Raw genomic sequence first — 21,734 nt, 5'->3', positions numbered from 1 at the left:
GTGCGGGGTCAGTCCTCCTCGGCGAGGAGGGCGAGCACGTCCTCGTCGGACAGGCTCTCCAGCTCCGTGAGAAGCGCCGCGATCTCGGTGTCGCCGGCGGCTTCGAGCCGGCCCCGGTCGATGGCCCTGGCCGCCTCCGCGACGGTGAAGTCGCCGGTGAACAGCAGGTCGACGGGCAGCTCGATCCCGTAGGTCTCCTGCACGCGCGCGAGGAACCTCACCATGGTCAGCGACTGGCCGCCCAGCTCGAAGAAGTCGTCGTCGACCGAGCCCGGCGTGACGCCGAGCAGCTCGGCCCACATCGCGGCCACCGCGGTCTCCGTGGCTGTCACGCTGCCCTCCACGCGGTGTTTCGGGGGGTCTCGGACCTGCCCGGCAGGAGCGAATGCGTCACTGAACCTCCAGCACGGGGTTTCGTGGGGGGTTTGGTCTGGTGGGAGCGCTCCCACACCCTAGGTACCCGGCCGAACAAGTGTCAACAATGACACGGCATTTGTGAGGATCTCGACACGGCCTTGTCATTAAATTTGGTGGTAATAAGGCCATTCCGGACGAAACGCGTATGACACCTTGACGCCACCAAAGCGCCGTCCCTAACCTGTCGGCCTTGGGAGCGTTTGCACCACGTCTTATGTGATTTCGCTTTGGACGCGCGCTTGTCTGAAGGACAAGAGCCCTTTTCACCGCCGCGGTCCGGCAGAGGTACTGACGCAATGCGCGAGCCCACGGAAATGATCCCCCTCTCGTTCGGCCAGGAACGGTTGTGGTTCCTGGACCAGCTGAGCCCCGGGGACTCATCGCATCACCTCTTCACTACGTTACGGCTGAACGGCCCGCTTGACGTGGGGGTGCTCGGAAGGGCGCTGACCGAGGTGGTGGCGCGGCACGAGCCCCTCCGCGCGCGCTTCCCCGCGAGGGACGGCGGGCCGGTTCAGGTGATCGACGCCCCCGCGCCGTTCCCCCTGGAGTACGCCGAGCTGACCGCCGGCGAGGTGCCCGCGTACCTCGCCGAGCGGACGAACCGCCCGTTCGATCTGGCCGCCGGGCCGCTGATCCGCGCGAGCGTGGCACGCCTGGGACCCGCCGAGCACGTCCTGTGCCTGGTGGTGCACCACATCGTCTGCGACGGCTGGTCGCTGAAGCTGCTCCTCGACGAGGTCGCGCGGCTGTACGCGGCGTTCCGCGAGGGCAAGCCGTCGCCGCTGCCACCCCTGCCCGCGCGCTTCGCGGACTTCGCCCGCGCGCAGCGTTCGCCCGAGCCGGCCCACGGGGCGGGCGTGCCGAGGGAGTCGCTGGAGTACTGGAAGGCGCGGCTCGCGGGAGTGCCGCCCCTCGAACTGCCCGCCGACCGGCCGCGGCCCGCGGTCGCGACCACCAACGGCGCGAGCCTGGTCGTCCCGCTGCCCGCCGGGCTGATGGACTGCGTGCAGCGGCTCGCCACCGCCGAGCGGTGCACGAGCTTCATGGTGCTCATGGCCGCCTACCAGGCACTTCTCGCCCGCTACAGCGGTCAGGACGACCTGTGCGTGGGCTCGGCCATCGGAGGGCGTGACCGGCTGGAGTACGCCTCCCTCGTCGGGTTCTTCGCCGGCACCCTGGTGCTGCGGGGCGACCTGTCCGGCGACCCGTCCTTCGGCGAGCTCCTCCAGCGCACCCGCGCCGCCGCGGTCGGCGCCTACCGCCACCAGACCGTGCCGTTCGAGCTGCTGCTGAACGAGCTGGGCGTCGAGCGTGACCTGAGCCGCGCCCCGCTGTTCCAGACGATGCTCGTCCTGCACGACATGGGGGAGACGCGGCTCGACCTGCCCGGCGTCCGGGCGGAGGTGCTCGACGCCGGGTACCACCAGGTCCACCACGACCTGGTCGCCGACGTGTTCGGCGAGGGCGACGACCGGCGGCTGGTGCTCACCTACAACACCGGCCTGTTCGAGCCCGGCACGATCGCCGGGTACGCCTCGGCCTTCCTGTCCCTGCTCTCGCGCGTCGTCGCCGATCCGGGCGCGCGGCTGTCGCGGTCGCTCGGCGTGCGGGAGGCCGAGCGGCGGCGGTCGCTGGAGGCGGGCGAAGGGCCGGCGCTGGCGATTCCCGGCCTGCCCACGGTGGTCGCGATGTTCTCGGCTCGCGCGGCCGGGAGTCCTGACGCGGTGGCGGTGGTCCAGGGGGGTGTGGAGCTGTCGTACGCGGAGCTGGAGGTGGCCGCGGGTTCGGTGGCGGGGCGGTTGCGGGGTGCGGGGGCCGGCCGGGGGTCATTGGTGGCGGTGTTCGCCGAGCGTTCGGCCCAGACGGTGGCGGGGTTCCTGGGGGTGATGGCGGCGGGGGCGGCCTATCTGCCGCTGGATCCGGACTATCCCCCCGAGCGGATCGCGATGGTGCTGCGGGACTCGGGCGCGGAGGTGGTGCTGGCCCAGCGCGATCTGCTCGACCGGCTCCCCGCGCACCAGGCGACCCTCGTGGTGCTCGATCCCCTTCCCGGATCCGGCGATGACCAGGGCGCGGGGGCGGAGCGGCCCGATGGGGAACGCCGCGCGGGGACCCTGCTCGCGAGCCTCGCGGGGCCCGGTGACCCGGCCTACGTGCTGTACACCTCGGGTTCGACCGGCCGGCCCAAGGGTGTGGTGGTGCCGCACAGGGCGCTGACGAACTTCCTGGTCGCGATGCGCGAGTCGCTCGGCGCGGGGCCACTGGACCGGTGGCTGGCGGTGACCTCGCCGTCCTTCGACATCTCCGGCCTGGAGATGTACCTGCCGCTGGTGACCGGCGGCCGGCTGGTCGTCGCCGGCCCCGGCGTCGCCCGCGACGGGGAGGCGCTGGCCGGCCTGATCGAGCGGTCCGGGGTCACCCACGCGCAGCTCACCCCCTCAGGATGGCGCGTCCTGCTGGACGCCGGGTTCGACGGCCCGGAGGTGACCGCGCTGGTGGGCGGGGAGGCCCTGCCGCCGCCGCTCGCCGCCGAGCTGCGCTCGCGGGCCGGGCGGCTGTGGAACATGTACGGGCCCACCGAGACCACCATCTGGTCCACCGCCTGGCAGGTCCCCGAACGGCCCGGGAGCGTGAGTATCGGCGGCCCGATCGCCAACACCCGGGTGTACGTCGTGGACCGGGACCTCGAACCGGTGCCGGACGGCGTCCCCGGCGAGCTGGTCATCGGCGGGCTCGGGGTGGCCGACGGCTACCTCGGCAGGCCCGGCCTGACCGCCGAGCGGTTCGTCCCCGATCCGTACGGCCCGGCGGGCGGGCGGCTGTACCGGACCGGCGACACCGTCCGCAGGCGCCACGACGGCACGCTCGCGTTCCTCGGACGCTCGGACACGCAGGTCAAGCTGCGCGGGCACCGCATCGAGCCGGGCGAGATCGAGGCGGCGCTGGCCTCCCAGCCCGGCGTGCGCCAGGCCGTGGTCGCCCTCCACCGGGAGACCCTCGTCGCCTACGTCATCGGCGAACCCGACAGGGCCGCGCTGGCCGGCCGGCTGCCCGCCTACATGATCCCCACGATCTTCGTCCCGATGACCGAGTTCCCGCTCACCCCCAACGGCAAGCTCGACAGGAAGGCCCTGCCGGAGCCCGGCGGCCCCGCCCCAGGCCGGGGACGCCCGCCGAAGACCCCGGCCGAGCACCGCGTCGCCACGATCTTCGCCGAGGTCCTCGGGCTCGGCGGCGCCGGGCGCGTCGGGGCGGAGGACGACTTCTTCGCGCTCGGGGGGCACTCCCTGCTGGCGACCAAGGTGGTGGCGCGGCTCGCCGACGCGCTCGGCGTGCGCATCCCCGTGCGCGAGCTGTTCGCCCACCCGACGGTGGCCGGGCTCGCCGCCGTCGCCGGGCGGTCCGACGCGAGCGCGGCGCCGTACGAGCCGAGGCCCGAGGGGGCGCCGGTGCCCCTGTCGGCCGCCCAGGAACGGCTGTGGTTCCTCCACCGCTTCGACCCCGGCGACGCCTCCTACAACGTCTACCTGGTGCGGAGGATCGCGGGGCCGCTCGACGCCGGGCTGCTCGACACGGCGCTCACCGGGCTCACGGCCCGCCACGAGGGCCTGCGGACCCGCTACCCGCACGACGACGGCAGGCCGCTCGCCGTGGTCGAGCCGGCGGTGCCGCTGCGGTTCGAACGGGCAGACGCCACCGATGAGGAGGCGGCCAGGCGGCTGGTGGGCGCGCGGGTGAACGCGCCGTTCGACCTCGCCGCCGCGCCGCCGTTCCGCGCCACGCTGATCCGGCTGTCGCCGGTGGACCACGTCGTCTGCGTCGTGTCGCACCACATCGCCGCCGACGGCTGGTCGCTCACCATCCTGCTCGACGACCTGGCCCGCCTGTACGGCGCGGCGCGGCGCGGCCTGCCCCCGGACCTCGCGCCGCAACCCCTCCAGCCGGGCGACGTCGCCTACCGGCAGCGCCTGCGCGACGGTCACGACGGTCACGAAGCCGCGCTCGCGTACTGGCGGCAGCGCTTGGACGCGGTGCCCGCTCTCGACCTGCCCACCGACCGGCCGCGCCCGGCGACCTCGGCCCATCGGAGGGGCACCCATCGCCTGGTGCTGCCAGGCGACCTCGCCGCCGCGCTGGAGAGGACCGGCAGGGAGCACGGCGCCACGCTGTTCATGGTGCTGCTGGCCGCCTACCAGGTGCTCCTTTCCCGGCACAGCGGGCAGGAGGACTTCGCCGTCGGATCGCCCACGGCGGGACGTGACCGCACCGAGCTGGAGCGGGTCGTCGGCTACCTCACCAACACGCTGGTGCTGCGCGCGGGCCTCGCCGGCGACCCGCCCTTCGGGGAGTTGCTCGGACGGGTGCGGGAGGCCGTGCTGGACGCCCACACCCATCAGGAGATCCCCTTCGAGCGGCTACTGGCGGATCTCGGCGTGGACCGCGACACCGGCAGGACGCCGCTCTTCCAGACCATGCTGATCCTGCACAGCCAGGAGAGCCTCGCGCCCGAGCCGTTCGACGGCCTGCCGTCCGAGCCGTTCGACGCGGGCAACGACCACGCGAAGTTCGACGTGATGCTGGAGGCCTGGCGCGGTGAGGACGACCTGACACTTCTGTTCGGCTACGACGCCGGCCTGTTCGACGCCGTGACCGCCGAGAACCTGGCCGCGCGCATGGCCGTCCTGCTCCGGGGCGTGGTGACCGGCTCCGGCCTGCCCGTCTCAGCGCTTCCGATGCACACGGACTCCGACGCCACCGCGCTGCGCCACCTGGTGTCCGGCGCGGGAACCGGTGAGCCGGGCGGGGCGCGAACCGTGCCGGAGCTGGTCGCGGAGTCGGTCCGCCGCGCTCCCGGGGCGGTCGCGGTGGAGTGCGGGGGCGAGACCACCACCTACGCCGAGCTGGACGAACGCGCCCGCCGGCTCGCCCCGCTCCTGCGCGGCCACGACGTCGTCGGCGTGTGCCTCGGACGGTCGGCCGGTACGGTCGTGACCCTGCTGGCCGTCTGGCACGCGGGCGCCGCCTACCTTCCCCTCGACCCGGAGTATCCGGCCGAGCGGCTCGCCGGGCTGATCCGCGACGCGGGCGTCTCGCTGGTCGTCACCGGGGAGGGGCACGGGCCGCCGTTTCCGAGCAGGGTGGTGGTCGACACCGCAGGCCGGGCCGTCGCGCCGGTGGCGGTCCCGGTCGCCGAGGGCGCGGACGTGCCCTGGCCGGGAGCCGGGGCCTACGTGATCTACACGTCGGGGTCGACCGGGGCGCCCAAGGGGGTGCTGGTGGAGCACGCGGGCCTCGCGGAGCGCGTCCGGTGGATGACGGCCGACTACGGGCTCGGGCCGGGTGACCGGGTGGTGCAGTTCGCGTCCCTGAGCTTCGACACCCACGCAGAGGAGATGTACCCCGCCCTCGCCGCCGGGGCGACCGTGGTCATGCTCCCGGACGGCGGCGCGTCCCTGCCCGACCACCTGGCGACCTCGGCCGGTGTCACGGTGCTCGACCTGCCGACGGCGTACTGGCACCGCCTCGTCGACCTGATCGACGAGATCCGGTGGCCGGCGTCGCTGCGGCTGGTGATCCTCGGCGGCGAGCAGGTCCACGCGGGCGCCGTGGCCCGCTGGCGCGCCCGGTTCGGCGACCGGGTACGGCTGGTCAACACCTACGGCCCGACCGAGACCACCGTCATCGCCACCGCCGCCGACCTCGGTGACGAGCGCGGCGCTCGCCCGCCGCTCGGCCGGCCGATCGCCGGGACCGGCGCGTACGTCATGGACGCCCGGGGCGATCTCGTACCGCCCGGCGTGCCCGGCGAGCTGTGCGTCGGCGGCGCGGGCGTCGCGCGGGGCTACCTCGGACGGCCCGCGCTGACCGCCGCGCGGTTCGTGCCCGACCCGTTCGGGCCCCCCGGCTCCCGGCTCTACCGTACGGGCGACCGGGCCCGGCTGCGGAACGACGGGCAGCTCGAATTCCTCGGACGCCTGGACGACCAGGTCAAGGTGCGCGGCTACCGCATCGAGCCCGGCGAGGTGGAGGCCAGGCTGCTGGCCCATCCGGACGTCGGCGAGGCCGCCGTGGCGGTCCGCGACGACACGCTGGTGGCCTACGTCACCGGCTCCGCGCCGTTCGAGGCCCTGCGGCGGCACGCGGCGGAGACGCTGCCGCCGTACATGGTGCCGGGCCTGTGGGCGCGGCTCGACCGGCTGCCGCTGACGACCAGCGGGAAGGTCGACCGCGCGGCGCTGCCCGAGGTCGAGCCCGAGCGGGAGACGCGCTTCGTGCCGCCGCGCACCGACGCCGAGCAGCTGGTCGCCGAGATCTGGGCCGAGGTGCTCGAACTCGACCGGGTCGGCGCGCTTGACGACTTCTTCCATCTCGGCGGCCACTCGCTGCTCGCCGTACAGGTGACGGCCCGGATCCGGGCCAACGTCGAGCTGGACATGCCGATCCGCACGATCTTCGCCCGCCGCACGGTCGCCGAGCTGGCCGCCGCGCTGGAGGAGCTCCTGCTGGAGGAGCTGACCGGCCTCTCCGACGAGGAGGCACTCGACCTGCTCGAAACCACGAACGACACCCAGGAGAGCCCGTGACCACGGACCTGTCGGCGGCCAAGCAGGCGTTGCTGGCCCAGCGCCTGCGGCGGCGCGCGGCCGCGACGACGATCGCCGCCCGCCCGGAGGGAACGGTCCCGCCGCTCTCGCACGCCCAGGAGCGGTTCTGGTTCCTGGAGCAGTACGTGCCAGGCACCGCCGCGTATGTCGTGCCCTTCTCGGTGCGGCTGACCGGGGAGCTGGACGAGGAGTGCCTGCGCCGCGCGCTGACCGGCGTCGCCGCCCGCCACGAGAGCCTGCGCACCCGGTTCGTCACCACCGGCGACGGGCGGCCCGAGGTGGTCGTGGACGCCGAGCCTCGCACGGGCTTCCGCGTCGCCGAGGCGGACGGCGAGGACCGGGCCCGCGAGCTGGTCAACGAGGAGATCGTCCGCCCGTTCGACCTGGAGGCCGGGCCCCTGCTCCGGGCGCTGCTCATACGGCTCGGCCCGCGCGACCACGTTCTGCTCCTCACGATGCACCACGCCGTGACCGACGGCCGGTCCTGCGACATCCTGATCCGCGAGATCCTGACGCTGCACGACGACCACCGCTCCGGCCGGACGCCCTCGCTACCACCGCTGCCCGTGCAGTACGGCGACTACGCGATCTGGCAGCGCGGCCGCATGGGCTCCCCCGACTACGACCGGGACGTCGCCTACTGGAAGCGCAGGCTCGCCGGGCTGTCGCCGCTCGAACTGCCCGCCGACCTGCCACGGCCGGCGACGCAGGGCTTCGACGGGGCCCAGCACGGCTTCCGCCTCGACGCGGAGCTGGCCTCGGCGGTCGCCCGGCTCGGCGACGCGTACGGGGCCACGCCGTACATGACGCTGCTGGCGGCCTTCCAGGCGCTGCTCGCGCGCTACTCGGGGTCGGCGGACTTCGCGGTCGGGTCGCCGATCAGCGGGCGCGGGCTGCCGGAGCTGGAGGCGCTCGTCGGGGTGTTCGTGAACACCCTCCCGATGCGCGCCGACCTTTCCGGGGACCCCGCTTTCACCGAGCTGCTCGGCCGCTGCCGGGAAACCGCCCTGGACGCGTATTCGCACCAGGAACTCCCTTTCGACCAGCTGGTGAACGAGCTGGCCGTAGAGCGCGACGTCAGCCGCTCGCCGGTCTTCCAGGTGCTTTTCGCGCTGCAGAACTACCGGGGGAAGGACGGGAGGGCGCCGGAGCCGCCGGGCTTCTCCATGACCGGTTTCCCGTTCGACACGAGTATCACCAGATTCGACCTGGCGCTCTATTTGACCGAAACCCCAGACGGCGGTTTATGGGGAAATTTCACCTTTAATACCTCATTGTTCCTACCGGGGACGGTCGAGCGAATGGCCGGCCATTTCGAGAGCCTGCTCCGCTCGGTCGTCGCCGCCCCCGGCACCCGGATCTCCGAGATCGAGCTTCCGTACGGCCGGGCGCTGGAGTTCGCCGCCTCGCCGGCCCCCGAGCCGCCCGGGCACGAGCTGCTGCACCGGCTCGTCACCGCGCAGGCGGCGCGCACCCCCGCCGCGACGGCCGTGGTGTACGGCGGCACCGCCCTCACCTACGCCGAGCTGGACGAGCGGTCCGACCGGCTGGCCCGCCACCTGGTGGGCCTCGGCGTGGGCCCGGACCGGCGGGTGGCCATCTGCCTGGAGCAGTCGGCCGAGCTGGCCGTCGCCGTCGTCGGCGTGCTCAAGGCGGGCGGCGCCTACGTCCCGCTCGATCCCGAGCATCCCGAGGAGCGGCTGGCGCACGCGCTGGAGGACGCGGGCGTGACCGTCGCGGTCACCACCACCGCGCTGCGCTCCCGCCTGCCCCGCGCCACCCAGTCCTCCGAGCCCGGCGGGGCGCCAGGCGAGCTGTCGGCCGTGTGCCTGGACACCGGCGTCCTCGACGGCGTGGAGCCCGGACCCGTGGAGACCGGCGTCACCGGCCGCGACCTGGCCTACGTCATCTACACCTCGGGCACCACCGGCAGGCCCAAGGGCGTCGCCGTCCAGCATCGCGAGGTGCTGCTCTACCTGTCCGGCGTGCGCGAGCGGTTCGCCGCCGCGATGCGCGACGCCGCGGCGGCCGGTTCCGGCGGGGACGGCGTCGCGGGCGGCACCGGGTTCGAGCCCGGAGGGTCGTTCGCGCTCCTGCAGTCGCTGGCCTTCGACTTCGGCGTCACCGTGTTCTACCTGTCGCTGATGACCGGCGGCACGCTGCACCTGATCCCGTCACGCACGGCCGCCCCCGATCTCGTCGCGTACTTCAGAAGGACCCCGATCGACCACCTGAAGATCACCCCTTCGCACCTCGCCGCGCTGCTGGCGGAGGCGAGCCCCCGCGACCTGCTGCCCCGGCGCCTGCTCGTCCTCGGCGGCGAGGCCTCGCCGTGGGCCTGGGCGAAGGAGCTGGCCGCGCTCGGGAAGTGCGCGGTGGTCAACCACTACGGGCCCACCGAGGCCACGGTCGGCGTCACCACCCTGCGCGCCGACCCCGCCGTCCCCGACGTGGCGGCCACGCTCCCGATCGGGCGGCCGCTGCCGGGCGCCCGCGCGTACGTGCTGGACGAGCATCTGCGCCCGGCGCCGGTCGGCGTGCCGGGGGAGATCTATCTCGGCGGGGAACGGCTGGCACGCGGCTACCTCGGCAGGCCCGCGCTGACCGCCGGCCGCTTCCTGCCCGACCCCTACGGCGAGCCGGGCGCGCGCATGTACCGCACCGGGGACCTCGGCCGGTGGCTTCCGGAGGGCGACCTGCAGTTCCTCGGCCGCCGCGACCTCCAGGTCAAGGTACGCGGCTACCGCGTCGAGCTCGGGGAGATCGAGACCCTGCTCCAGGAGCACCCCGCCGTCGCCCAGGCCGTCGTCGACCTGCGCGAGCGTGGACTGGTGGCGTACCTCGTCGCCGCGGGCGAGGAGGCGGTGCCGGGCGCGGGCGAGCTGCGCAACTGGATCCGCGAGCGGCTGCCCGACTACATGGTCCCCGTCAAGTACGTCTGGCTGGACGCGCTGCCCTTCAAGTCCCACGGCAAGGTCGACAGGGCGGCACTGCCGGAGCCGGACGACGAGCGGCCCGGCCAGGGCGCGGGATACGTGCCGCCGGAGAACCCGCTGGAGGAGGCCGTCGCCGAGGTCTGGGCGAAGGTGCTCGGGCTGGACCGCGTCGGGGCGCTGGACGACTTCTTCGACCTCGGCGGGCACTCCCTGCTCGCCATGCAGGTCATCGCGCGGCTGCGCTCGCTGGCCGGGCACCCGGTGACGATCATGGACCTGTTCAAGCACGCGACGGTGCGCTCGCTCGCGCGCCTCATGCATGCGGGCGACGACGGTCCCCGCAAGCTGCTGCACCGGCTCACCTCCGCCCGCCGCGCGACCGCGACGTTGGTCTGCGCCCCGTACGGCGGGGGCAGCGCGGTGATCTACAAGCACCTGGCCGATGCCCTGCCGGGCGACTGGGCGCTGTACTCGATCGCGGTCCCCGGGCACGAGCTGGGGGAGGAGTCACGGCCGATCCCCGAGGTGGCGAGCGAGTGCGTCGAGGAGATCCTCGCCACGGTCGAGGGCCCCCTGGTCCTGTACGGGCACTGCGGGCTCGGGGTGATGCTGGCGGCGGAGATCGTGCGCCGCCTGGAGGCCGCGGGGCGGAAGGTCGACGCGGTCTACCTGGGCGGCATCTTCCCGTTCGCCCGCCCGAAGGGGCTCATGTCGCGGGTGTCGGACTGGATGGAGCTCATCCGCAGCGACCAGGCGATGGCCAACGCGCTCACCGCGGCGGGGATGGACATCGAGGAGGTCGATCCGGAGCAGCTGAAGCTCATCATCCGCAACCGGCGGCAGGGCACGCGCGCGGCGGAGCGGTACTTCGGCCGGCTGTTCGAGGAGCGGACGCCGCCATTCGAGGCGCCCGTCGTCGCCGTCGTGGGCGAGCGCGACCCGGCCACCGAGTTCTACCAGGAACGTTTCCGCGAGTGGCACTGTGTCTCGGACTCGACCGCCCTGGTCGTGCTCGACGAAGCCGGACACTTTTTCATGAAATATCGGGCGGAGGAGCTGGCGGCGATCGTCACCGGGATCCACCCGGCCGTCGCCGCCGGCCGTACCGAGCCGTACCTCCGCCGCGACGACTCCACCTGGTGGCTCCACGACGTCTCCACCGCCACCCCCGGCGCCGCTGAAACAGCCACCCCCGCGAACGGCGAGCCTCTGGGCTCCCTGGAGACCACCGCGGGCGGCGATCCCCTGGAGACCGCCGCGAACGCCGGACCCCGGGCTTCCCTGGAGACCGGCGCGAACGCCGAACCCCGGGCTTCCCTGGAGGCCGGCGCGAACGACGAGCGCTCGGCGTCTCCCGGAGGCGGCGGGGGCGGGCCGGCTCCGGCGTACCCCGGCTCGGGGATGTCCTCGGCGGGGCCGAGGCCGAGCATGCGGAGGTTCGCGGTCGTGGCCGCGGGCCAGCTCGTCTCGATCACCGGATCGGCGCTGACCGAGTTCGCGATCCCCATCTGGATCTACCTGACCACCGGCTCGCTGGTCAGCTTCGCGCTGTTCGCCGTGCTCGGCCTGGTGCCCGGCATGCTGGTGTCACCGCTCGCCGGCGCCATCGTCGACCGGTCCGACCGCCGCCGGGTCATGCTCGCGGGCGACATCGGCGCGGGCTCCACGCAGGTGATCCTCGGCGTGCTGCTGTGGACCGGCAACCTGCAGACCTGGCACATCTACCCGCTGCTGGTGTGCCTGTCGATCGCGCTGACCTTCCAGCGGCTGGCGTACGGCTCCGCGATCCCGCAGCTGGTGCCCAAGCGCTACCTCGGCCACGCCAACGGCGTGGTGCAGATGGTCATCGGCACCTCGCAGCTCATCGTGCCCCTGGTCGCCGCCGGGCTGATGGCCACGATCGGCCTGTCCGGCATCCTGGTCATCGACGTGGTCAGCTACGCCGTGGCCATCCTGAGCGTGGCGCTCATCCGGTTCCCGTCCTCGATGGCGTGGAAGCGGCGTGAGTCCGTGGTGACCGAGATGGTGAACGGCTTCCGCTACTCATGGGGGAACCGGTCGTTCCGCTCCATGCTGGTGTTCTTCGCCGTGCTCAACATCTTCCTGTCGCCGCTCTTCCTGATGATCTCGCCCCTGGTGCTGTCGTCCGGCACGCTGGCCGACGTCGGGCGGGTCGCCTTCGCGGGCGGGCTCGGCGCGTTCCTCGGCGGCCTGGCCATGACGGTGTGGGGCGGACCGCGCAGGAAGCGCCTTCGCGGCGTCCTGCTCTCGACCCTGGCCCTGGCGGTCTTCTGCCTGGTCACCGGCCTGCGCGACCATCTGGTCCTTATCGGCGCCGGCGCCTTCGGGATGTCGCTCTGGCTCACGCTCCTCAACGGGGTCTACGCCACGATCATCCAGGTCAAGGTGCCCCAGCGGTTCCACGGCCGGGTGATCGCGCTGAACACGCTCGTCGCCTGGTCCACCCTCCCGATCGGCTTCGGCCTCGTGGCCCCGTACGGCACGGCGGTGTTCGAGCCGCTGCTGGCCCACGACGGCCCGCTGGCCGGCACCGTCGGCACGCTGATCGGGACGGGCCCCGGGCGCGGCATCGGCTTCATGTACATCTGCTTCGCCCTCGCCATGGCGGTGACGGCGCTGGTGGCGATGCGCGTCAAGGCGCTCGCCCGCTTCGACGACGTCGTCCCTGACGCACTGCCCGACGACCTGGTCGGCGTCGAGGCCCTGCGCGCCCGTACCCCGGCGCCCGACCACGAGAACCTCATCGATCGACGACCAGCTCTCAAGGAGTCCCCGTGACCGAAGCCCCGCACCGCGTCGTCCTCAACGGCGAGGAGCAGTACTCCCTCTGGCCGTCGGACCGCGAGATCCCGGCCGGGTGGCGCCCCGACGGGTTCGAGGGCACCCGGGAGGAGTGCCTCGCCCACATCGAGGAGGTCTGGACCGACATGCGCCCCCTCAGCGCGAGGGCGTCCGGCACGGCTCTTCGACCTTGAGGGGGATGCTCGCCCTCATGCCGCTGGGTCGATTCGTCGACGAAGCAGATCCACGCGCCGCGCTCGGCGGCCTGCCTTTTATATACGGCCAGGTCTCCTTCTAATCCCTCGGTTCCCCCGGCTGCGGCACCTATGGGCCGACCAGGGCTACCGCAGGAGCCGGGATCACCGTCCTGGCGGGCGCGCCGGATATGGGTCCGACCGCCCGACCGGCCGTACACTGATGTCCATGGGTCGTACAAGCGTCATGAGACAGTGCCTGCGGCAGGCGGTCTTCGCGCTGTGCTCGACCATTACGGGTCCGACAGGTGTCGGCCCGGCGACCGCAGCCGACGCGGAGGCACCGGAAGCTGGTCACCGCGTGTTGCACGGCCGCGGCTAGCGATCTTCCACGGCTCCCACCGGGGTCTGTCCCCGGCGCGCTCCTCTTCGAGAACCAAGTAGGACTCCGCCTACCAAGCCGAGCCGTCACATTTAGCTCGCATCGGAGTCCCCACTCCCCGTAATCTCCCCAGTTTCCGGCAAGCCGTCAGCGCTGACGGCCACGCGACCGGGCCAAACCCGTCTTCGAAGGAATCGCCGTGAGGCTGAGCGAACTACTGGCCGGGCACGACCACCAGGTGCTCCAGGGCGACCCGGAGACGCCGATCACCGCCGGCCTATTCTTCGACGTCAATCGGGTGACGCCGGGTTCGCTGTTCATCGCGGCACCCGGCCACCGTGAAGGCGGTCCCGAGTCCATCGGACCGGCCCTTGCACGCGGTGCGGTCGCGGTGATCGTCGACGGTGAGGCGCCGGCGCTTCTGGCATCGGACGCGGGTGTATGTGTCGTCCAGGTGCTGGACACCCGTACGACGGCCGCGATCCTGACCTCCCGGTACTACGGTGAGCCGGGGCGACGAATGGACATGATCGCGGTCACCGGCACCAACGGGAAGACCTCGGTGTCGTACACGGTCGAGTCGGTGCTCCGGATCTCCGAGGGCGCGAGGGTGGGGGTCATCGGGACGTCCGGCAGCCGGATCGGCGACGAGTTGATCCCGATGCCGGAATCGGTGCTGACCACGCCAGAGTCACCGGACCTTCAGTACCTGCTGGGACGCATGCGCGACAGCGGGGTCGCAAGCGTGGTGCTGGAGGCCACGTCGATGGCTCTGCTGACGCACCGGGTGGACTGCTCCTTCATCGACGTCGGGGTCTTCACCAATCTGTCCCAGGACCATCTGGACGACCACGGGACGATGGAGAACTACCGGGACGCCAAGCTGCGCTTGTTCCAGGGACTGTGCCGCCGCGCGGTGGTCAACGCCGACGACCCGGTGAGCGCCCGCATCCAGGCGCTCATGCCGGGCGCGGTGACCACGTACGCTCTCGACACCGGGGCGGACTATCGGGCCACCGACTTAACTGTGGACGCGCATGGCACGCGTTTCACCCTGCACCACGACGGCCGCAAGTACCCGGCGGCGATCCCCGTACCGGGCCGGTACTCGGTGGCCAACGCCCTGGCCACCGTGGCTGCCTGCCACACCTTGGGACACGACCTGAACGGTCTGATCGCCGCGCTCGAGCGGATGCCGCCGATCCCCGGCCGGTTCGAACGCTTCGAGACCCCGCGCGGCACGTGCGTGATCGTCGACTACGCCCACTCCCCGGACTCTCTGGAGCAGGTTCTGACGACCATCCGAAGCTTTGCCTCCGGCCAGGTCATCACCGTCTTCGGGTGCGGTGGAGACCGTGACACCACCAAACGAGCCGAGATGGGGAAGATTGTCGGAACCTACTCCGATCTGTGCGTCCTCACCTCCGACAACCCGCGCAACGAAAACCCCGAGGCGATCCTGGATCAGATCACCCCGGGCCTCGCGACCACCGGTACACCGTTCAAACGCTTCGTCGACCGTCGCCAGGCGATCGCCTTCGCCCTGTCCGCCGCAGGACCGGACGACGTCGTCCTGGTCGCCGGAAAGGGTAGCGAGCCACACCAGATCGTCGGCGAGAAGTTGCTCCCCTTCAGCGACATGGCTACCGTTCGTGAACTCGCCGGAACGTGACCACGTCTGGAAAAGCAGCATGCTGATCATGTGGAGCGGTCGAGCTTGCCAGCGATCATTCCACCGGAACCATACGAGCCACCTAGGCACAGTGATCTCTAGCCTTTCACCCGGGCGCCGGAGGTTGAGTGGCACATCAGTGACAGGAACGTCGCCGTACGCCATCCACACCGAGTTCAGACAGCGGCGGCCTCGGGCTTCGGGCTGCTAGCGTCGCCGGTCGTGAGTGAGAACGTGTACGTGGGAAGCGCGGACGTCGACGCGGCGGCCGACAAGGGGTGGCTGCTCGGGCACTTCAAGCCGCTCGGCGACGTGCGGCACAGCGAGGACGTCGAGATCAAGTGGGGCGTGCACCCCCCTGGCGACGAGCGTGCCGAGTGGGTCACCGGCGAGAAGCGCACCGCCCTGCTCATCCTGATCAGCGGGCGCTTCCGGGTGGAGCTGCCCGGCCGCAGTGTGCTGCTGGCCAAGCCGGGCGACTACGTCGTGTGGGGCCACGGCGTCGACCACTCCTGGCGCGCCGAGGAGCGGTCGGTGGTCCTCACCGTCCGCTGGCCCTCCGTCCCCGGCTACGCGGTGCCGGAACGGCCCGTGCCAGGAAAGGACTCCTGACCTCCGAATACGCGGTGCCGGAACGGTGGATGATCGGATGCGCGAACGGTACGCTCCGACCGGAGAACGGAAAACCCCGTGAGCGCCATGAGGTCATGGCCCGCTTCGGTGGGTGGTGGGAGCGGGCGTCAGGTCAGGCGGCCGGTGGCGATCACGTCGCGGTACCACAGGGCGCTGTCCTTCAGGGTGCGCCGCTGGGTGGCGAAGTCGACGTGGACGATGCCGAAGCGCGCGCTGTAGCCCTCGGCCCACTCGAAGTTGTCCAGCAGCGACCACACGAAGTACCCCTCCACCGGCACCCCCTCGGCCACGGCGTCGCGTACGGCCGCGAGGTGGTCGCGCAGGAAGGCGACGCGCCCGGCGTCGTGGACCCCGCCGTCCGGGTCCACCACGTCGGGGGCGGGCACGCCGTTCTCGGTGACCACGATCGGCACCTCGGGGTAGTCGGCCCTCAGCCGGGTCAGGGTGTCGTACAGGCCCCTCGGGTAGATCTCCAGCCAGTCGAGCTGCGCGGTGGGGTGCTTGACGACGCGGTTGCCCTCGGCGTCGAGGAAGTTCGGGTTGTAGTACTGCACGCCGAGCACGTCGATCGGCTCGCTGATCACGGCGAGGTCCCCGTCGAGGATGTGGTCGGCCATGGGGCTGCGCTCGGCGATCCAGGCCAGCGTGTCCTCGGGATAGGAGCCCGTGAAGATCGGGTCCAGGTACAGCCGGTTCTCCAGGCCGTCCTTGTGCCACACCGCCTTCGCCGTCTCGGGGGCGTCGTCGGCGGCGTAGGTGGGGTGCAGGTTGAGCGCGGGGCCGATGCGGCGGCCCGGGTGCCGGTCGTGCAGGACACGCGACGCCCGCCCGTGGGCGAGCAGCAGGTGGTGCAGGGCCACGAACGCCCGCCCGTCGTCCTGGACGCCTGGCGCGTGGATCCCCCAGCGGTACCCGCACTCGACCACGGTCTTTGGCTCGTTGATCGTCAGCCAGTCGCGGATGTCCAGGGCGTCGAACATGATCTCGGCGTAGTCCGCGAACCGCTCGGCGGTGTCCCTGTTCTCCCAGCCGCCCGCGTCCTGCAACGCCTGGGGGAGGTCCCAGTGGAACAGCGTGGCCATGGGATGGACGCCGCGCTCGCGGAGCCCGTCGGCCAGGCGGCGGTAGAAGTCGAGGCCGCGCTGGTCGGGCCGGCCGGCGCCGTCCGGCTGGACGCGCGGCCAGGCGATGGAGAACCGGTAGCCGCGCAGGCCGAGCGAGGCCATCAGGTCGAGGTCCTCGCCGAGCCGGTGGTAGTGGTCGGCGGCCACGGCCCCGGTGTCGCCGTCCTTGACGTTGCCCGGGGCCGCCGCGAAGGTGTCCCAGACGGACACCCCTCGCCCGTCCTCCTCGGCGGCGCCCTCGATCTGGTAGGCGGAGGTCGCCGCCCCCCAGACGAACTCCTCGGGGAAACGCTGCTCGGGCACGGTCTTCTCCTTCGGGGGAGGGGGGCATGCGGTGGGATCACGGCATGCGGTGGCCCAGGCCCCGGCCCGTACGGCGGCGGGGGCCCTCCCGGACGCGTGGTGTCAGGCCGAGCCGCGCTCGACCAGATGCGTGTCCAGTATCACGACGGGCTGCTGCAGGCGCTCGCCGTTGATGCGGGAGACCAGGAGCTGCGCCATCTGGCGGCCCATGGCCTCGGTCGGCTGGTGGACGCTGGTGAGCGGCGGCACGGTCTGGGCGGCGATGGCGGAGTCCTCGAAGCCGATCACCGCCACGTCGCCGGGTATGGCCCTGCCGTGCTCCTTGAGCACGCGCATCGCACCGATGGCCATCGCGTCGGAGGCGGCGAACACCGCGTCGAGGGTGGGATGCTCGCCGAGCAGCCGCTCCATCGCGTCGACGGCACTGCCCTCGCTGAAGTCGCCATACGCGACGAGTTCGGGCATGCCGGTGGCCAGCAGCGCGTCGCGGTATCCGGCGAGACGGTCGACACCCACGCCCATGTCCTGCGTGCCGGCGATGGTGGCGATCTGCCGCCGGCCCCTGGCGAGCAGGTACTTGACGGCCTGCCTGGCGCCGGCGCGGTTGTCCATGTCGACGTAGCTGAAGGGCGTGAACCCGACCGGCCGGCCGCCGAGGACGGTGGGCACGCCCATCTCCTCCAGCCGGCCGGGCAGCGGGTCGGCGCCGTGCAGCGAGATCAGCAGGACCCCATCGACGTGCTGACCGGTGAGGTAGAGCTCAAGGCGCTCGTGCTCGTCGCTGGACTGCGCCATGGTCAGGATCAGCTGGAGCCCGGTCTCCGACAGCGACGAGCCGATGCCGCGGATGATGCCCGCGAAGAACGGCTCGTCGAAGATGCGCTGCTCGGACTCGGACACGACCAGCGCGATCGTGTCCGTGCGCCTGGTGACCAGGGTGCGCGCCGCCCGGTTGGGCACGTAGCCGAGTTCGTCGATGGCCTGCTGGACGGCCTCGCGCGCCTTCTCGCTGACCTTCGGCGAGCCGTTGATGACGCGTGAGACCGTGCCGCGGCCGACCCCGGCGCGAGCGGCGACGGCCTCGAGGGTCGGTCGCGCTCCCGAGCGGCGGTCCCCGTTCATGAGAAGTGCCCCCTCCTAGAGTTAGGCCTTATTCTGCCGGACCGCGGAGACCGCCTCGGCGAATAGTGTCCGCGTACCAGTACGCGCTGGCCTTGGGGGTTCTGCGCTGAGTGGGATAGTCGACGTAGACGAGCCCGAACCGCTTGCCGTATCCCCATGCCCACTCGAAATTGTCCATCAAGGACCAGGCGAAGTATCCCTTCAGGGGTATCCCCGCCTCGATGGCGGCGTGGCAGGTGCGCAGGTGCGCCTCGATGTAGGCCAGGCGGTCCTGGTCGTCCACCGTCTCGCCGTCCACGACGTCCTCGAAGGCCGCGCCGTTCTCCGAGATGACCAGGGGGATGCTCGGGTAGTCGCGGGCGACCCGCTGGAGCACCTCGTACAGGCCGATGTCGTCGATCTCCCAGCCCATCGAGGTGACCGGGCGCCCGCCGTTCACGAAGGAGATGTGCTCGCTGCCCGGCCACGGCGAGCCGGCGCCGGTCGGCGCGGCGGCGGCGGAGGCGGCACCGCCCGGCTTGCCCGACACCGTGAAGCGGCTGTAGTAGTTCACCATCAGCGTGTCGAACGGCGTGGAGATCGTCTCCAGGTCGCCGTCCTGGATGAAGTCGATCTCGGTGACGCCGCTCAGGTCCTCGAGGACGTCCTCGGGGTAGGAGCCCTTCAGCAGGGCGTCGAGGAAGAACCGGTTCTGCAGGCCGTCGATGCGCCGGGCGGCGTCCAGGTCGGCCTCGTCCTGCGAGGCCGGGCTGATCGCGTACAGGTTGACCGACCCGCCGATGTTGACCCCGGCGCCCTGGGCGCGCAGCGCCTGTACCGACAGCCCGTGGGCGAGGTTGAGGTGGTGGGCGGCCCTGATGGAGGCGGCGGGCTCGCGCCGTCCCGGAGCGTGCTCGCCGGAGGCGTAGCCGAGGAAGGCCGCGCACCAGGGCTCGTTCACGGTGCTCCAGTTGCGCACCCGGTCGCCGAGGGCCTGGTGGACGCACGCCGCGAAGTCGGCGAAGCGCTTCGACGTGTCGCGTACCGGCCAGCCGCCGAGATCCTCCAGCGCCTGGGGCAGGTCCCAGTGGTACAGGGTCAGCCAGGGCTCGATGCCGTGGCCGAGCAGCTCGTCCACCAGGCGGCGGTAGAAGTCCAGGCCCGCCTCGTTGACCTCGCCCGCCCCGTCCGGCTGGATCCGTGGCCAGGAGACCGAGAAGCGATAGGCGGTCAGGCCCAGGTCGGCCATGACCGCCACGTCGTCGCGGTAGCGGCGATAGTGGTCGATCGCGACCTCGGCGTTCTCGCCGTTGAGTACGCGGCCCGGCTGCCGGACGAACGTGTCCCAGATGGAGGTTCCGCGCCCGTCGGCGCTGATCGAGCCTTCGATCTGGTACGCCGAGGTGGCGGCGCCCCAGACGAAGCCCGTCGGGAACACCAGGGTAGGGGCGTCGGTCTCGGGTTGAGTCTCCTGCGTGGTCACGCTTTGACCGCACCTTCCATGAGTCCGCCGACGATCTGCCGGCCGAACGCGACGAAAACAACAATGAGGGGTAGTACGGAAAGGGCCGTGCCCGTGAAGATCAGCACGTAGTCCGTGGTGTGGGCCGCGGTGAGGAAGCTGATCGAGACCTGCACCGTGGGGTTCTCCGGGGTGAGGACGATCAGGGGCCACATGAACTCGTTCCAGTTCAACATGAAGGTCTGCAGCGCCAGGACCGCCATGCCGGGCCGTACGGCGGGCAGGATCACGTTCCACCAGATGCGCATCGTGGACGCGCCGTCCACCCTGGCCGCCTCGACCAGTTCCTCGGGAACGGCCTGGTGGGTGTACTGCGTCATCATGAACACGCCGAAGCCGTTGAGCAGGTACGGCAGGATGACGGCCTTGAGCGTCCCGACCCAGCCGAGGCTCACCATGAGCTGGTAGAGCGGGACGATGCCCATCTGCTGCAGCGGCACCATCATCGTGATCAGGATGGAGCCGAGCAGCAGGTTGCGCCCGCGGAAGTGGAGCCGGGCGAAGGCGAAGCCCGCGAACGTCGAGATGATCACGACGGAGATCGTCACGGTGGAGGTGACGATCAGCGAGTTCATCAGGCCGGTGAGGAAGTGCGCGTCCTCGGTGTTGAGCACCCGCTGGATGTTCTCGCCGAGGTTGCCTCCGGGGATCAGGGGCGGCGGCACCTCGACGGCGTCGGAGTTGGTCCGCGAAGCGATGATGACCATCCAGTAGATCGGGAAGATCGACAGGATGATGGTGAACAGCAGGGAGATCTTGGTGAGCGGCGTGGCGCGGAAGGGGTCCCGCTTGCTCCTGGCGGCGGCCCGGCCGGGCCTGACCTGCGTGATGGCGGTCACTTGCTGCCCCCGATCCGGCGGACGAACGCGTAGTTGATCGCGACGCCGAGGAGGATCAGGATGAACAGCAGCCAGGCGGCCGCCGCCGCGTAGCCGTAGTCGAAGTCCCTGAACCCCTGTTTGACGATGTACATCGCGATCGTCTGGAACTGACCGGTACTGCCACCCTCCATCCGGTTGCTGCCGAACATGACCGGCTCGGCGAAGAGCGTCAGCCCGCCGATCGTGGAGACGAAGACCGTGAAGATGATGGTCGGGCGGATCATCGGCAGCGTGATGCTCCAGAACTGCCGGCGGGAGGACGCCCCGTCGATCGACGCCGCCTCGTAGAGGTCGCGGGGGATCGTCTGCATGCCCGCGAGGTAGATGATCGCGTTGTAGCCGGTCCAGCGCCAGTCGACCATGGTGGCGATCGCGCTCCAGGACGACCACTTGGCGTTCTGCCAGTTGATGTTGTCCACGCCGAGGGACCCGAGCACGTAGTTGATCAGGCCGAAGTCACGGCCGAAGAGCTGGGTGAAGACGATGGCGACCGCTACGACCGAGGTGACGAGGGGCAGGAGCACCCCCAGGCGGAAGAACAGCCGCCCCCGGATCCGCTTGTTGAGGGCGTTGGCCAGCATGAGCGCGAGGACCAGCTGCGGCACCGTCGCCAGGGCGAAGATGCCGACGGTGTTGATCACCGCGTTCCAGAAGTCGGCGTCCGTCAGCAGGTTGGCGTAGTTCGCGAGGCCCGTGAACTTGGCGTCGCCGCCGGCCAGCTCGTAGTCGTGGAGCGAGACCCACAGGGTGAAGATGAGCGGGAACAGGCCGAAGATCGCGAAGAGGATGAAGTACGGCGAGATGAGGAAGTAGGGCGTGGCCTTCAGGTCGAGCTGGGACAGGAAGCGGCGTGAGGATCCCGATTGGTGGCGCCCCGGCCGGTGTGGGGGAGGCGCGGGATCCGCACGGTGGATGCGGACGTTGACGCTCATCGGAATTCCGGGGCGGGTCCCCTGGCCTTCAGCCGTGGGGAGAGTGCCCCATTCTCCTTCTTTCGTCGAAAGCGATGTGTGGTGTGCCCGCCGCCGGGCGATGAGCACGCTCGGCGGGAGTGCCACGGAGGCAGGGGCCGCCCTGGCGGCGGCATGGGGAGTCCTCCGGTCGATGAGCCGCGAACTTTCAGCCCATGTGGGGCGGACTCCACAGGGTCTGTCCGTCG

The 21,734-nt window shown here is 71.5% G+C and carries 11 protein-coding genes; 5 read left to right on the top strand and 6 right to left on the bottom strand.

Annotation, left to right across the window (positions count from 1 at the left end):
* Positions 1–8 precede the first annotated feature (8 nt).
* Positions 9–332 carry a phosphopantetheine-binding protein gene (locus OG589_RS18940; protein WP_405150802.1) on the bottom strand — a complete coding sequence of 108 codons (324 nt, stop codon included), beginning with the start codon at positions 330–332 and terminating at the stop codon, positions 9–11.
* A 381-nt stretch (positions 333–713) separates the two neighbouring features.
* On the opposite strand from OG589_RS18940, the gene OG589_RS18935 reads away from it, so the two are divergent.
* From OG589_RS18935 to OG589_RS18915, 5 genes are all read left to right on the top strand, one after another.
* Positions 714–7,004: an amino acid adenylation domain-containing protein gene (locus OG589_RS18935; RefSeq protein ID WP_405150801.1), complete on the top strand. Its 6,291-nt coding sequence runs from the start codon at positions 714–716 to the stop codon at positions 7,002–7,004.
* Complete coding sequence (locus OG589_RS18930; RefSeq protein ID WP_405150800.1) at positions 7,001–12,760, top strand: amino acid adenylation domain-containing protein; 5,760 nt, start codon at positions 7,001–7,003, stop codon at positions 12,758–12,760. The genes OG589_RS18935 and OG589_RS18930 overlap by 4 nt, the downstream gene beginning before the upstream one ends.
* Positions 12,757–12,957 carry an MbtH family protein gene (locus OG589_RS18925; protein WP_405150799.1) on the top strand — a complete coding sequence of 67 codons (201 nt, stop codon included), beginning with the start codon at positions 12,757–12,759 and terminating at the stop codon, positions 12,955–12,957. The genes OG589_RS18930 and OG589_RS18925 overlap by 4 nt, the downstream gene beginning before the upstream one ends.
* 581 nt (positions 12,958–13,538) lie before the next feature.
* Complete coding sequence (locus tag OG589_RS18920; RefSeq protein WP_405150797.1) at positions 13,539–15,011, top strand: UDP-N-acetylmuramoyl-L-alanyl-D-glutamate--2,6-diaminopimelate ligase; 1,473 nt, start codon at positions 13,539–13,541, stop codon at positions 15,009–15,011.
* A gap of 222 nt (positions 15,012–15,233) precedes the next feature.
* Positions 15,234–15,623: a signal peptidase I gene (locus OG589_RS18915; protein WP_405150796.1), complete on the top strand. Its 390-nt coding sequence runs from the start codon at positions 15,234–15,236 to the stop codon at positions 15,621–15,623.
* Between the two features lie 128 nt (positions 15,624–15,751).
* Here OG589_RS18915 and OG589_RS18910 read toward each other — a convergent pair whose 3' ends face one another.
* The 5 genes from OG589_RS18910 to OG589_RS18890 all read right to left on the bottom strand — a co-directional run bounded on the left by OG589_RS18910 (position 15,752) and on the right by OG589_RS18890 (position 21,507).
* Positions 15,752–17,071: a GH1 family beta-glucosidase gene (locus OG589_RS18910; RefSeq protein WP_405150794.1), complete on the bottom strand. Its 1,320-nt coding sequence runs from the start codon at positions 17,069–17,071 to the stop codon at positions 15,752–15,754.
* A 102-nt stretch (positions 17,072–17,173) separates the two neighbouring features.
* Positions 17,174–18,193 (bottom strand): LacI family DNA-binding transcriptional regulator, encoded by a 1,020-nt coding sequence (locus tag OG589_RS18905; protein WP_405150793.1) that lies wholly within the window; start codon positions 18,191–18,193, stop codon positions 17,174–17,176.
* 28 nt (positions 18,194–18,221) lie between these two features.
* On the bottom strand, positions 18,222–19,655 hold the full coding sequence (locus tag OG589_RS18900; RefSeq protein ID WP_405150791.1) for a GH1 family beta-glucosidase: 1,434 nt from the start codon (positions 19,653–19,655) through the stop codon (positions 18,222–18,224).
* The gene (locus OG589_RS18895) at positions 19,652–20,533 is read right to left on the bottom strand and encodes a carbohydrate ABC transporter permease (RefSeq protein WP_405150789.1); all 882 of its coding nucleotides are present in this window, start codon (positions 20,531–20,533) and stop codon (positions 19,652–19,654) included. The genes OG589_RS18900 and OG589_RS18895 overlap by 4 nt, the downstream gene beginning before the upstream one ends.
* Entirely contained in the window at positions 20,530–21,507 is a 978-nt protein-coding gene (locus OG589_RS18890) for a carbohydrate ABC transporter permease (RefSeq protein ID WP_405150787.1), read from the bottom strand. Before OG589_RS18890 ends, OG589_RS18895 begins: the two co-directional genes overlap by 4 nt.
* Positions 21,508–21,734: the final 227 nt, after the last annotated feature.

The sequence above is a fragment of the Sphaerisporangium sp. NBC_01403 genome (genome assembly GCF_045040145.1).
GTDB lineage: Bacteria > Actinomycetota > Actinomycetes > Streptosporangiales > Streptosporangiaceae > Sphaerisporangium > Sphaerisporangium viridialbum.
This window is presented reverse-complemented; position numbering and strand designations above follow the sequence as displayed.

What these genes read in the sequence shown, in the direction of transcription:
- OG589_RS18935 (WP_405150801.1), top strand. Translation starts at nt 714, where the DNA reads ATGCGCGAGCCCACGGAAATGATCCCCCTCTCGTTCGGCCAGGAACGG.
- OG589_RS18905 (WP_405150793.1), bottom strand. Translation starts at nt 18,193, where the DNA reads ATGAACGGGGACCGCCGCTCGGGAGCGCGACCGACCCTCGAGGCCGTC.
- OG589_RS18890 (WP_405150787.1), bottom strand. Translation starts at nt 21,507, where the DNA reads ATGAGCGTCAACGTCCGCATCCACCGTGCGGATCCCGCGCCTCCCCCA.